The organism is Arthrobacter sp. AG367 (assembly GCF_007828995.1).
GTDB lineage: Bacteria > Actinomycetota > Actinomycetes > Actinomycetales > Micrococcaceae > Arthrobacter.
This window is the reverse complement of record NZ_VIVE01000001.1, coordinates 641,519-654,631: the sequence shown is the minus strand read 5'-3', so window position 1 is coordinate 654,631 and position 13,113 is coordinate 641,519. Positions and strand designations below refer to the sequence as shown.

The window sequence follows — 13,113 nt, the reverse complement described above, 5'->3', positions numbered from 1 at the left end:
TCACGTACTGCACCGCGGCCTGGCCGGCCCGGCTTCCTACTTCAGAGAGAACGAGTCTATCGTGACTGGTTGTTTTGGCGCGCCGTCCGTGTCGCCGGCTCCCGGGGTGATGCCTGCGGCAGCGATGTTGGATACAACATCAAGCCCGGATGTCACCTTCCCCACCACGGTATAGCCGCCGGCAGCATCGGCCGGAATGACCGTGTCCTTGTAGACAATAAAGAACTGTGTCCCGTTGCCGTACGCGTTGTTCCCCGTGCGGGCCACGGCGATGGTGCCGGCAGGGTAGGTGTTGTCTGCGGGCGTGTTTTCCAGCGGACCCCAAGTGTAATTAGGGTCGCCCTGTCCGTCCCCGTTGGGGGAGCCGCACTGCAGCACGCCGAACTGGTCCGCAGTGGTGAGCCGGTGGCATGACTTGCCGTTGAAATAGCCTTGGTCGCTGAGGGACTTGAAAACGGCTGCTGCCTGCGGAGCCTTGGTCCCGTCCACTTCCACGCCGAGCGCGCTGCCGTTCAGCAGCAGTTCGCCGGTGAACGTCTTGCCCGCCGCCGTGTCCGCGGACGGGATGTTGGGCCCGTTGGTGGCCGGCGCCGAGGGTGTCGCGGAGGCGCTTGCAGAGGTGGATGGTTCCGTCAGTCCCGCCTGCGCGGCGGCATATTCGTCCTCAGTGGGGTTTCCGGCGAAGGCGGTGAGCTGGAGGACGACGGCGAGCAGCACGGCGGCGGTTCCGGCGCCGGCGGCCACGAGGTTGTCGCGTTTCCGCCGCTTCTCCTGGTCGCGCCGGAGCTCACGCTTGGCTTCCATCTGCTGGATGCGCCGTTTTGCTTCGCGTGCACTGCGTGAACTGGCCGCCAAGGGTCCTCCTCGTCGTCGGGCTGCTGGTGCCCGGCGGTTGGCCGCGGGGCGCAGGTGTTAAGGGCCAGGCCGTGCGGGTCCGCCGCATTAGAGATGCACACGGATGACGCATAAACTGGCTGCCGCACATAGTTTATGCATGGCTGGCTGTGCTGCCGCCGAACGACCGCCGTTGCGGGCGCGGCCGGCAGCTCCGGCGCACCTTCCATTCCTAAGGAGAACCTTCCCCATGGCACGCACCGCCTCCCTGTCCGGATTCCCCGAGTGGCTTCCCGAGGAGCGGCTGGTGGAGCTGCATGTGCTCGATACCCTGCGCCGGGTTTTTGAACTGCATGGTTTCACCTCGATCGAAACCCGCGCCGTGGAGACAGTGGGCCAGCTGCTGCGCAAGGGCGAGATCGACAAGGAAGTGTACGGGCTCAGCCGGCTCCAGGAGGACGAGAGCGAGAACCCCGTTAAAGCCGGCAAGGCCGATCCCCACGCGCTTGCCCTGCATTTCGACCTGACCGTTCCCTTCGCCCGGTACGTGGTGGAAAACGCCGGCTACCTGGCCTTCCCCTTCCGCCGCTACCAGATCCAGAAAGTGTGGCGCGGCGAGCGGCCCCAGGAAGGCCGGGCCCGCGAGTTCACCCAGGCGGACATCGACGTGGTCGGCGACGGCGAGCTTCCGTTCCGCTACGACGTCGAGATCGCCTTGGTCATCGCCGAAGCACTCAGTGCGCTGCCCATCCCCGATTTCCGTCTCCGGATCAACAACCGCAAACTGGCGGAAGGCTTCTACCGGGGCATCGGACTCGATGACACCGCAGGCGTGCTGCGCAGTATCGACAAACTCGAAAAGATCGGTCCGGCAAAGGTGGCCGAACTGCTCAAGACCGAGCTCGGCGCAACCGACGAGCAGGCTGCCAAGGCGCTTCAACTGGCTGCCATCCGAACGGAAGATACGTCCTTTGTGGACCAGGTCCGTGCCCTGGGTGTCAGCAGCGAACTCCTGGACGAGGGCCTGGACGAACTGGAGCAGGTCATCGATGCCGCCGTGCAGCGGGCGCCCGGCAAGGTACTGGCGGACCTCAGCATCGCCCGTGGCCTGGACTACTACACCGGCACGGTGGTGGAAACCGTCCTGGTGGGCCACGAACAGTTGGGGTCCATCTGCTCCGGCGGCCGGTACGACGCCCTGGCGTCGAAGGGCAACCGCAAGTTCCCGGGCGTTGGCCTCTCCATCGGCGTCACCCGCCTGGTGTCCCGGATCCTGAGCCAGGACCTGGCCAAAGCCTCCCGCTCTGTTCCCACTGCAGTGCTGGTGGCCCTGAACCATGACGACAGCTGGGGCACTGCCCAGGATGTCGCCGCCCTGCTGCGCAGCCGGGGAATCCCCACCGAAGTGGCTGCCAAGGCCGAGAAGTTCGGCAAGCAGATCAAGTTCGCGGACCGCCGGGGAATCCCGTTCGTCTGGTTCACGGACGAGGACGGCACCCACCAGGTCAAGGACATCCGCACCGGCGAGCAGGTGCTGGCCGCCCCTGAAACCTGGATGCCGCCGCTGGAGGACCTGGCAGTGCAGGTTGAGACAACCGCGGCCGCCGCGGCGTCGGTCTAGCCGGGCGCTTATGTCCGGTGCCGGTGCTGCCGGAACCGCAGCACCAGCCAGCGCCCCACCACGCCGGCGGCAAGGACTGCGGCCATGGTCAGCACCGACGCAGCCGGCAAAGTGAAGGCCAGTACCACGCAGCCCACGAAACCCAGCGCGTTAAGCCACCGGGGAGCGTAGCCGGGATGGGCGGAAAGGGTGAATGCTGACGCGTTGGCTACCGCGTAGTAGACCAGCACGCCGAAGCTTGAGAAGCCCACGACGGTCATCACGTTGGTGGTCAGGAGCAGCAGGATCACGACGGCGGCCACGGCCAGTTCGGCGACGAACGGAACGGTGTGGGGACCGCCCACCCTGGCCAGAGGCCCCGGAAGATCGCGCTCCCTGGCCATGGCCAACGTTGTCCTTCCCACGCCCGTGATCAGCGCGAGGAGTGCGCCCAGGCACGCGGCCGCTGCTCCTGCCTGCACCAGCGGTGCACCCGCTGCCAGCCGGCTGTCCAGCACTGCGTCCAGCAGGGGAGTGCCCGTGGACCCCAACCGCTCTCCGAGGTGGGCCTGCAGGAGCAGGGCCAGCAGCAGGTAAATGGCGAATGCGCCCGCCAGGGCCGCCAGGATGGCGCGGGGGATGGCACGCGCCGGATTCCTGACCTCCTCGCCCAGCGTGGCGATCCGGGCATAACCGGCAAACGCGAAGAACATCAGCCCGGCGGCAGGCAGGACGCCCTCCACCCCGCCGGAATGCGCGCCTCCCGGCAGTGGCGCGGGGTGCGGACCCAGCACGGCGGCGGTGCCAACGAACACCAGTGTTGCCAGGACCAGGCACAGCAGGATCCTCGTCAGCAGGGCTGTCCTGGTGATGCCCAGCAGGTTGACGGCGGTAAGGGCCACGACGGCGGCCACGGCAACCGGGACGGCGTAGTCCCGCGCCACATAGCTGCCGAACGTCAACGCCATGGCCGCGCAGGAGGCCGTCTTGCCCGTGACGAAACCCCAGCCGGCCAGGAAGCCCGGCCATTCGCCCAGCTGTTTCCGGCCATAGACGTAGGTCCCGCCGCTGGTGGGGTACTTGGCGGCGAGGGCTGCCGATGCCACGGCGTTGCAGTACGCCACCAGCCCGGCAACAGCCACGGACAGGACCAGCAGATTCCCTGCCAGTGCCGCGGCCGGGGAGAACACCACGAACACTCCGGCACCCAGCATGGAGCCCAGTCCGATGGCGGTGGCATCAAAGGTTCCCAGCCTGCGTTGCAGCTGCTGCGGTTCGCTCATGCGGCGGCAGTCCCTTTCCAGCGGGTAAACTCGGACGGGATCGTTCCCGCAACGATCATATTGACTTCCCACTGTTTTCCCGCAGAAAGGCGTGCTGTGCTGCGCACACATGACCTCGGATCCCTTCGCTCCGAGCACATTGGACAAACCGTAACCCTGGCCGGCTGGGTGGGCCGCCGCCGTGATCACGGTGGTGTGGCATTCGTGGATTTGCGCGACGCTTCGGGCGTGGCCCAGGTGGTGGTCCGCGAGGAGGAAGTGTTCCACGGACTGCGCAATGAATACGTCCTGCAGATCAAGGGCACCGTTTCCAGGCGTCCTGAAGGCAACGAGAACCCGGCGCTGGCCACGGGCGAAATCGAGGTCATCGCCGAGGACGTCACCGTCCTCAACACCTCCGACCCGCTGCCGTTCCAGATCGACGAGCACGTGGAAGTCGGCGAGGAAGCGCGCCTCAAGCACCGCTACCTGGACCTGCGCCGTCCCGGCCCCAGCCGCAACCTGCGCCTCCGCTCCGAGGCAAACCGGGTGGCGCGCGAACTGCTCCACCATGAGGGCTTCGTGGAGATCGAGACGCCCACGCTGACACGTTCGACGCCGGAAGGCGCCCGTGACTTCCTGGTTCCGGCACGCCTGGCTCCGGGGTCCTGGTACGCGCTGCCGCAGTCCCCGCAGCTGTTCAAGCAGCTGCTGCAGGTGGGTGGCTTCGAAAAGTACTACCAGATTGCCCGCTGCTACCGGGACGAGGACTTCCGCGCGGACCGCCAGCCGGAATTCACCCAGCTGGACATTGAGGCCAGCTTCGTGGACCAGGACGACGTGATCCGGCTGGGCGAAAACATCGTCAAGGCGGTGTGGCAGCTCATCGGCGTCGACATCCCCACGCCCATCCAGCGGATCACGTACGCCGACGCGATGGCGCGCTACGGCTCGGACAAGCCGGACCTGCGCTTTGGCCAGGAACTGACCGAGCTCACGGATTTCTTCAAGGACACCAACTTCGGCGTCTTCAAGGCACCCTACGTTGGGGCCGTCGTCATGCCCGGCGGCGCGTCGCAGGCACGCCGTGCCCTTGATGCCTGGCAGGAGTGGGCCAAGCAGCGCGGCGCCAAGGGCCTGGCGTATGTCCTCTACAAGGAGGACGGCGAGCTCGCCGGACCGGTCGCCAAGAACCTCACCGAGTTCGAGCGCGCCGGCCTGGCTGACGCCGTGGGCGCCAAGCCCGGGGACTGCATCTTCTTCGCCGCGGGTGAGAAGACGCCGTCGCGGGCCCTGCTGGGTGCTGCACGCGTGGAGATCGGCCACCGCACCGGCCTGATCGATCCCAACGCCTGGGCTTTCTGCTGGGTGGTGGACGCGCCGATGTTCGAGCCCGCAGCAGCCGCTGTTGCCTCCGGTGACGTCGCCGTCGGCGGAGGGCAGTGGACCGCCGTCCATCACGCCTTCACCTCGCCCAAGCCCGAGTTCCTTGACACCTTCGACAAGGATCCGGAATCGGCGCTCTCCTACGCCTACGACATCGTGTGCAACGGCAACGAAATCGGCGGCGGCTCCATCCGTATCCACCAGCGGGACGTGCAGGAGCGCGTCTTCGAGCTGATGGGCCTGGACAAGGAGGACGCCCAGACCAAGTTCGGCTTCCTGCTGGAGGGCTTTAAGTACGGCGCCCCGCCGCACGGCGGAATCGCCTTCGGCTGGGACCGCGTGGTTTCGCTGCTGGCGGGCGTCGAGTCCATCCGCGACGTCATCGCCTTCCCGAAGTCCGGCGGCGGCCACGACCCCCTCACCGATGCCCCGGCCCCCATCACGCCGCAGCAGCGCAAGGAGGCAGGCGTGGACTTCAAGCCGGAGGCCAAAAAGCCGGAAGTGAAGAAGCCCGAAGAGAAGCAGTAGCATCACGCAACGCTGCCGCAAGGCAGCGGCCAAGGGAGGTTCCCCGGATCACCGGGGAACCTCCCGCCTTTAACGAAGGAGCTGTCAGTTGTCCGCCCCGGGCAAAAGTGAACCCGCACCACTGGACCTCGAAGCCGCCATGGATGCCGCCTGGCCGGCCCTGGAACGGTACGACGCCGGGGGCTGGGTCCTGCGCGCAGCAGGCGGAGTGACCCAGCGCGCCAACTCCATCTGGCCGCGTGCCGTCACCGCGGATTTGCAAGGTGACAGCCTCCGGGGCCTGCTCGCCGACGCCAGGTCCTGGTACCGCAGCCGCCGGCTGCCGGTCATCTTCCAGCTGTTCGACACCCCCGCAACAGCCGCGCTGCACGACCTGCTCGACGCTGAAGGCTTCACCCGGCAATCCGAGACCGTAGTCATGACCCGCGGCCCGATGACTGGAGGAACCGCGGACGCTGCCGTTGAAGTTTCCCGGGAACCCTCCGCGGACTGGCTGCGCGTCTGGTGGGAGGTGGACGGGCGCGGCGGGGAGGACGCCCTCGCCACCGCCAGGGAAATCCTGCTGGGCTGTCCTTCGATTTACGCGCTTGTCCGTGACGGAGCCGGGCTGCCCGCCGCCGTCGGGCGCCTCGCCCTTCCCGCCGGAAGCGCCCAGGGCGGGCTGTACTGCATGGCCACCCGGGCTGAAGCGCGCCGCCGCGGCTACGGAACTGCTGTCCTCCAGTCCTTGCTGCAGGCCGGTGCGGAGCAGGGGGCGGGGAAGTACTGGCTCCTTGTCACCGCCGCCAACCATGGGGCGCAGGCGATGTATGCCAACGCCGGGTTCACGGAAGCCGGGCGTTACCTGTACCGGCAGGAACGCCCCCGCCGCGCCCTGACAGGCTGCTGACCAGGCAACAGCCGTGCGCTATCCGGATGCGTCGGTCACCGTGATCCGGACCGAGCAGGCGTCCACCGCGGCCTTCTTCAACACGGCGGCCCGGGGCTCGGCGACGTCGAGCCACGCGAGGCGTGGCAGGCGAGCGTAGTCACGCAGGGCAGGTTCCTGGAGGACAAGGTCGGCCAGGGGCCGGTCGCCGCCGGGCACCAGGTACTCGAAGGCCGCACTACGGAACACGTCCGCCGCCTGGCCGGCCACGGCCGCAACCAAAGCGTCCGCCTGGTTGGAACGGCGGCGGGCAAACCGCTGCTGGGACTGTCCGCCCGCAGCCGTACGGGACTGGACGTACCTGGTGCCTGCCTTGGATGCCAGCAGGATGCCTTCGCTTGCCACCCCTATGCCGTAACCGCCGCGCCGCACCAGCAGCAGGCCCAGCCGTCGCGGTTGGGCCGCAAGGGCGGCCAGCCGCTCCAGCGCTCCGCTGCCGCGTCCCGGGCGTCCGTCGGCCGGCCACGGCGCCTGCAGGAGCGCTTCGGTGCCGTCGGCCGCCACCAGGCGGAGGCCGTCGTCGTCATCCTGCAGCCGGTAACCGCCATGCGAGGCGCCGAACCGGTCGGCCCAGCCCGGCAGCCGGCTGCCGGGCACGAACGCGGTGCGGACGGACGGCGGCCCGCCGTGGGCAACGGTGGCAGGCATGGGAGTTCCTTTGGTGTCAGGGCCGGGCGGAAGACGGAGGCGAAAAGCAGCGGTGGACTGGAAGTAGCCTATCTATGTGGATGATCTCTTCGGGCACGGACCAGAAAACGACGACGACGGTCCCGTCTCCGGGGCAAGCACCGGTTCCGGGGGCCAGGGTTCCAGGGGGCAGGGTTCCCGTAGCCAAGGTTCGCCGCGCAGTCCGCTGGCCGTCCGGATGCGGCCCCGCACCCTGGACGAAGTGGTGGGCCAGCAGCACCTGCTCGGCCAGGGTTCGCCGCTGCGGCAGCTGGCCGCAGGCGCCGGGGCGGACAGTACGGGCCCGGCCGGTCCCACCTCCCTCATCCTCTGGGGGCCGCCCGGTACGGGAAAGACCACGCTGGCGCACGTCATCGCGCGCGGACCGGGACGGAAATTCGTGGAACTGTCCGCCATCACCGCCGGCGTCAAGGACGTCCGCCGCGTCATGGACGACGCCCTGACGGCCAGGGACCTGTACAAGACCACCACGGTGCTGTTCCTTGACGAGATCCACCGCTTCAACAAGGCCCAGCAGGACGCGCTGCTTCCCGGCGTCGAAAACCGTTGGGTGGTCCTGGTGGCTGCCACCACGGAGAATCCTTCCTTTTCGGTGGTCTCACCCCTGCTGTCCCGCTCCCTGCTCCTCACGCTCAGGCCGCTGACGGATGCCGACATCGAGGGCCTCCTGGTGCGGGCCGTCGAGGACCCGCGCGGGCTGGGCGGGAAGGTCCGGCTCAGCGACGAAGCGCTGGAACACCTGGTCCGGCTGTCCGGCGGGGACGCGCGAAGGGCGCTCACTGCATTGGAGGCTGCGGCCGGCGTCGCCTTCGGTGACGCGGACGACGTCGAACGTTCCGTGGGGGAGGAGGGTGCAGCTGCTGAGCCGGTCACTGCTGAGCCGGTCACCGTGGAGTTGCGCCACACCGAGCGTGCGCTGGATGCGGCCGCCGTCCGCTATGACCGTGCCGGTGACCAGCACTACGACGTGGCCAGCGCATTCATCAAGTCCATCAGGGGCTCGGACGTGGATGCTGCCCTGCATTACCTTGCCCGGATGCTTGAAGCCGGGGAGGACCCGCGGTTCGTGGCGCGGCGGATCGTCATCTCGGCGGCAGAGGATGTGGGCATGGCCGACCCCACGGCGCTGCAGACCGCCGTGGCCGCGGCGCAGGCGGTGCAGCTGATCGGGATGCCGGAGGGACGGATCATCCTGGCTGAGGCCGTGGTCCACCTCGCCACCGCGCCAAAATCGAATGCCGCCTACATGGGCATCAACAAAGCCATCGCGGACGTGCGCGCGGGACTCGGCGTCGGCATTCCCGCGCATCTGCGGGATGCGCACTACCCGGGCTCCAAGCAGCTGGGACACGGCGTGGGGTACAAGTACGCCCACGACGCCCCGCACGCGGTGGCAACGCAGCAGTACCCGCCGGACGACCTGGTGGGCCGCGACTACTATCAGCCCACCGGCAACGGAGCGGAACGGGACATCGCCCAGCGGCTGGAGCGGTTGCGGAAGATTGTGCGGGGCAAGTAGCCGCCATGGTAGGCTGGATGTTCGTCTGGCAAGGCACGGACGCACAATCTCCCCAATTCGTTGAGAAGGTTATGCCCTGCGCCCAGTAGCAAAAGGCAGCGGTTGGCCGATGCTCTCCATCGTGGAGGCCAGTAACACTGACACACCGCAGATATTGGAAGGACACTAGTGGCTAACAACACTCGTGCTCGCCGTCAGGCCCGCCTCTCGCGGTCCCTCGGCATCGCTCTGACCCCCAAGGCCGCCAAGTACATGGAGCGCCGCCCGTACGGCCCCGGTGAGCATGGCCGTGCCCGCAAGAAGCAGGACTCCGACTACGCCGTACGTCTGCGCGAAAAGCAGCGCCTGCGCGCCCAGTACGGCATCCGCGAAGCACAGATGACCCGTGCCTTCGAAGAAGCCCGCCGCACCAAGGGCCTGACCGGTGAAAACCTCATCGAGCTGCTCGAAATGCGTCTCGACGCCCTGGTCCTGCGTGCCGGCTTCGCCCGCACCATCGCCCAGGCCCGCCAGCTGGTTGTGCACCGCCACATCATGGTTGACGGCGTCCGCGTTGACCGCCCGTCGTTCCGCGTCGGCGAGGGCCAGCTGGTCCACGTCCACAGCCGCAGCGAGACCATGGTTCCGCTCCAGGTTGCCGCAGCCGGCGCACACCGCGACGTCCTGCCTGCCGTTCCGGCCTACCTGGACGTCAAGCTGGAAGCCCTGCAGGCACGCCTGGTCCGCCGCCCCAAGCGTTCGGAAATCCCGGTGACCTGCGAAGAGCAGCTCGTCGTCGAATTCTACGCACGCTGAATCCCAGCAGCGTATCCAAAGAAGCCCGTGGCACGCGCCGCGGGCTTCTTTGTATGTAAGGTACTTGGGGGACATCTGCGCAACGGGCATTCCGTCACGCCGCGGATGGGGCTCAATCACAGAATTTCGAGGAGATGAACGTCTATGACTGGTGGCGATATTGCCGGCCTGATCGCTGCCGGGGTGTTCGCGCTCCTGGTGCTGCTGCTCGCGGTCCCCATCCTGAAGCTGGGGAAAGTCTTCGACGAAGTGCGGACTGCCATCAGGTCCATCAGCGACGGCGCCACGCCCCTGATGGATGAGGTAACGGCCACCGTTTCCACCACCAACCAGCAGTTGAAGAAGGTGGACGGTATCGCGTCCAACGTCTCCGACGCATCCGCCAACATTTCCGCCCTGTCCTCGCTGGTGGCCGCCACGGTGGGCTCGCCGCTGATCAAGGTTGCGGCGTTCAGCTACGGCGTGCGCAGCGCCGTCGCCAACCGCCGGAAGCCCGCTGCCGGCCGCCGCAGCCGCTAGATTCGAAGAGAACGAACATGAAAAGAATTGTCTGGATGGGAATCGGCGTGGCCATTGGGGTCATTGCCTTCCGCAAAGTGAGCCAGGCCCAGTCCACTCTTGGACCTGAGGGCCTCAACCGTGCGGTAGGGCGTCTTGCCGACGGGGTGTACGACTTCGCGGATGCCGTCCGCGCAGGGATGCGCGAACGGGAAACCGACCTGCGGACCGCCCTTGGCGTCGAGTCCGCGGAACTGGTCCGCCGCTGAGCCCGCGGGGCACAACCGGCACCAGCCAACAACCGGCAGGAACCCGATCCGGGAACCTTGCCACCTGAACGAAATTTCCGTGCCGCCCGGCGGGACGGACCAAGAAGGGTAAGAAAACAGCTCATGAAGTCGCAGGAGATCACAAAGCGCTGGGTGGACTTTTTTGTCAGCAAGGGCCACACGGCGGTTCCCTCCGCATCGCTGGTCTCCAGCGACCCCTCCCTGCTGTTCACGGTGGCCGGCATGGTCCCGTTCATTCCGTACCTCACTGCCCGCGAAGAAGCGCCCTACTCCCGCGCCACCAGCGTGCAGAAGTGCATCCGCACCGGCGACATCGAGGAAGTGGGCAAGACTGCCCGCCACGGCACCTTCTTCCAGATGTGCGGCAACTTCTCGTTCGGCGACTACTTCAAGGAAGACGCCATCAAGTTCGCCTGGGAGCTCCTCACCAAGAGCGTTGACGACGGCGGCTACGGCCTTGCGCCCGAACGTCTGTGGGTGACGGTCTACGAAGAGGACGACGAAGCCGAGGAACTGTGGCTGAAGAACACCGGCGTCCCGGCTGAACGCATCCAGCGGATGGGCAAGTCGGACAACTACTGGCACACCGGCCAGCCCGGACCCGCCGGCCCCTGCTCCGAGATCTACTACGACCGCGGTCCCGCCTACGGCGTTGACGGCGGCCCCATCGCCGACGAGAACCGCTACGTCGAGATCTGGAACCTGGTGTTCATGCAGTACCAGATCGAAAACGTCCGCTCCAAGGTGGACTTCGACGTCGTCGGCGAGCTGCCCAAGAAGAACATCGACACGGGCCTGGGCATGGAACGCCTTGCCATGATCCTGCAGGGCGTCGAGAACATGTACGAGACCGACCAGGTGCGGCCGGTCATCGACAAGGCCGCCGAACTGTCCGGCAGGGAATACACCTCCGCCGAAACCCCGGACGATCCCCACCACACCGACGACGTGCGCATGCGCGTGGTGGCCGACCACATCCGGTCGGCACTGATGCTGATCTCCGACGGCGTGACCCCCTCCAACGAGGGCCGCGGATACGTCCTGCGCCGCCTCATCCGGCGTGCCGTCCGTTCCATGCGCCTCCTGGGTGTGGAACAGGCCTGCCTGCCTGATCTGCTGCCCGTATCGCGCGACGCCATGAAGGGCGTCTACCCGGTGGTGGCGACCGATTTCGACCGGATCAGCCGCATTGCCTACGCCGAAGAGAAGGCGTTCCTGCGCACCATCGCGTCCGGCACCGCCCGGTTGGAAGAGGCCGTGAAGGAATCCAAGGCCGCCAATAAGCCGCTGTCCGGTGCGGACGCCTTCACGCTGCACGACACTTACGGCTTCCCCATCGACCTCACGCTGGAGATGGCGGAGGAAGCGGGACTCAAAGTGGATGAGGCGGCCTTCCGCGGCCTCATGCAGGAACAGCGCCAGCGCGCCCAGGCCGATGCCAAGGGCAAGAAGGGCGGCCACGCCGACCTCACCGTCTTCCAGGACATCCTGGCCCAGGGCGAGACGGTCTTCACCGGGTACACCGAGCTTGAGGGCGAGTCGCGCGTTCGCGGCCTGCTCAGCGCCGGCCGCCAGGTGCAGCAGGCCGCCACCGGCGACGAGATCGAACTCGTCCTGGCCGAAACCCCCTTCTACGCCGAAGCCGGCGGCCAGGCCGCCGACACCGGCCTGATCACCGGTGACGGATTCGTCGTCGAGGTCCTGGACGTCCAGCGGCCCGTGAAGGGTCTGAGTGTCCACAAGGCGATTGTCCGCGAAGGCGAAATCGGCGCTGACTCGCTGGTGCGCGCCGCCGTCGACCGTGAACGCCGCCATGCCGCTGAGCAGGCCCACACGGGCACGCACATCGTGCATGCCGCGCTGCACCAGATCCTTGGTCCGGAGGCCACCCAGCGTGGATCCTTCAACAAGGCGGGGTACCTGCGCTTCGACTTCGCCTGGGGCGAAGGCCTGAGCACCGCCACGCGGTCCGAAATCGAGGAAGTCTCCAACCTGGCCATCCGTAACAACTACGCGGTGGAAACGAAGATCATGGGGCTGGCCGAAGCGAAAGCCATGGGCGCCATGGCCCTTTTCGGGGAGAACTACGGCAGCGAGGTGCGCGTGGTGGAGATCGACGGCGCGTGGTCACGCGAGCTGTGCGGCGGCACCCACGTTGCCAACACCTCGCTGATCGGCAGCCTGTCGCTCCTGGGCGAACAGTCCGTCGGCTCGGGCAACCGCCGCGTGGAGGCCTTCGTTGGCATGGAGGCCTTCCGCCACCTTGCGGCTGAGCGTGCCCTGGTGACCGAACTGACGGACCTGTTGAAGGTCCCGTCCGGCCAGCTCGCCGACAGGATTTCCGCCACCCTGGCCAAGTTGAAGGCCACCGAGAAGGAACTGGACCGGCTCCGCAAGGAACAGCTGGCCGCTTCCGCTGCGCAGCTGGTCAACACCGCCCAGGACGCCGCAGGCGTCAAGGTGCTGGCCCACGACGCCGGCACCGTCAGCGGAGCCGATGACCTTCGCGGCCTGGCCCTTGACCTGCGCAACCGGCTCGGTTCGGCAGCTGCCGCCGTGGCTGTGGCCGGCGTCGCCAACGACCGTCCACTGATCCTGGTAGCCACCAATGAGGCAGCCAGGGAGGCCGGCGTCAAGGCCGGTGCCCTGGTCCGGGTGGCTGCCGGTGTCCTCGGTGGTGGTGGCGGCGGCAAAGACGACGTCGCCCAAGGCGGCGGAACCGACGCCGGAAAGGTCGGCGCTGCCCTGGCAGCCGTCGTCGACGCCATTTCAAGGCGCTAACCACG

The 13,113-nt window shown here is 67.4% G+C and carries 11 protein-coding genes; 8 read left to right on the top strand and 3 right to left on the bottom strand.

Going from position 1 to position 13,113, the window contains the following annotated elements; translation table 11 throughout:
• Window positions 1-36: 36 nt before the first annotated feature.
• Window positions 37-855: a peptidylprolyl isomerase gene (locus FB478_RS02955; protein WP_018769330.1), complete on the bottom strand. Its 819-nt coding sequence runs from the start codon at window positions 853-855 to the stop codon at window positions 37-39.
• Window positions 856-1,084: 229 nt separating this feature from the next.
• Here FB478_RS02955 and hisS point away from each other — a divergent pair, with 229 nt between their 5' ends.
• Window positions 1,085-2,455, top strand: coding sequence for a histidine--tRNA ligase (hisS, locus tag FB478_RS02950; RefSeq protein ID WP_018769329.1), 1,371 nt, complete (start codon window positions 1,085-1,087; stop codon window positions 2,453-2,455).
• An 8-nt stretch (window positions 2,456-2,463) separates the two neighbouring features.
• On the opposite strand, the gene FB478_RS02945 is transcribed toward hisS, so the two are convergent.
• On the bottom strand, window positions 2,464-3,717 hold the full coding sequence (locus tag FB478_RS02945; protein ID WP_056390475.1) for an APC family permease: 1,254 nt from the start codon (window positions 3,715-3,717) through the stop codon (window positions 2,464-2,466).
• A 96-nt stretch (window positions 3,718-3,813) separates the two neighbouring features.
• On the opposite strand from FB478_RS02945, the gene aspS reads away from it, so the two are divergent.
• The gene (gene aspS / locus FB478_RS02940) at window positions 3,814-5,610 is read left to right on the top strand and encodes an aspartate--tRNA ligase (protein ID WP_018769327.1); all 1,797 of its coding nucleotides are present in this window, start codon (window positions 3,814-3,816) and stop codon (window positions 5,608-5,610) included.
• Between the two features lie 88 nt (window positions 5,611-5,698).
• Window positions 5,699-6,499, top strand: coding sequence for an N-acetyltransferase (locus FB478_RS02935; protein WP_235509777.1), 801 nt, complete (start codon window positions 5,699-5,701; stop codon window positions 6,497-6,499).
• A gap of 18 nt (window positions 6,500-6,517) precedes the next feature.
• On the opposite strand, the gene FB478_RS02930 is transcribed toward FB478_RS02935, so the two are convergent.
• Entirely contained in the window at window positions 6,518-7,186 is a 669-nt protein-coding gene (locus tag FB478_RS02930; protein ID WP_056390471.1) for an acVLRF1 family peptidyl-tRNA hydrolase, read from the bottom strand.
• Between the two features lie 76 nt (window positions 7,187-7,262).
• Here FB478_RS02930 and FB478_RS02925 point away from each other — a divergent pair, with 76 nt between their 5' ends.
• The 5 genes from FB478_RS02925 to alaS all read left to right on the top strand — a co-directional run bounded on the left by FB478_RS02925 (window position 7,263) and on the right by alaS (window position 13,108).
• The gene (locus FB478_RS02925; protein WP_056390468.1) at window positions 7,263-8,744 is read left to right on the top strand and encodes a replication-associated recombination protein A; all 1,482 of its coding nucleotides are present in this window, start codon (window positions 7,263-7,265) and stop codon (window positions 8,742-8,744) included.
• A 168-nt stretch (window positions 8,745-8,912) separates the two neighbouring features.
• Window positions 8,913-9,539 (top strand): 30S ribosomal protein S4, encoded by a 627-nt coding sequence (rpsD, locus tag FB478_RS02920; RefSeq protein ID WP_009357431.1) that lies wholly within the window; start codon window positions 8,913-8,915, stop codon window positions 9,537-9,539.
• 144 nt (window positions 9,540-9,683) lie between these two features.
• Window positions 9,684-10,058, top strand: a complete 375-nt coding sequence (locus FB478_RS02915) for a DUF948 domain-containing protein (protein WP_018769323.1) — start codon at window positions 9,684-9,686, stop codon at window positions 10,056-10,058.
• Window positions 10,059-10,075: 17 nt separating this feature from the next.
• Complete coding sequence (locus FB478_RS02910; RefSeq protein ID WP_222430050.1) at window positions 10,076-10,306, top strand: DUF6167 family protein; 231 nt, start codon at window positions 10,076-10,078, stop codon at window positions 10,304-10,306.
• A gap of 123 nt (window positions 10,307-10,429) precedes the next feature.
• A complete protein-coding gene (alaS, locus tag FB478_RS02905; RefSeq protein WP_056390465.1) occupies window positions 10,430-13,108 on the top strand; it encodes an alanine--tRNA ligase in 2,679 nt (892 codons plus the stop codon).
• The last annotated feature ends 5 nt before the right edge of the window (window positions 13,109-13,113 follow it).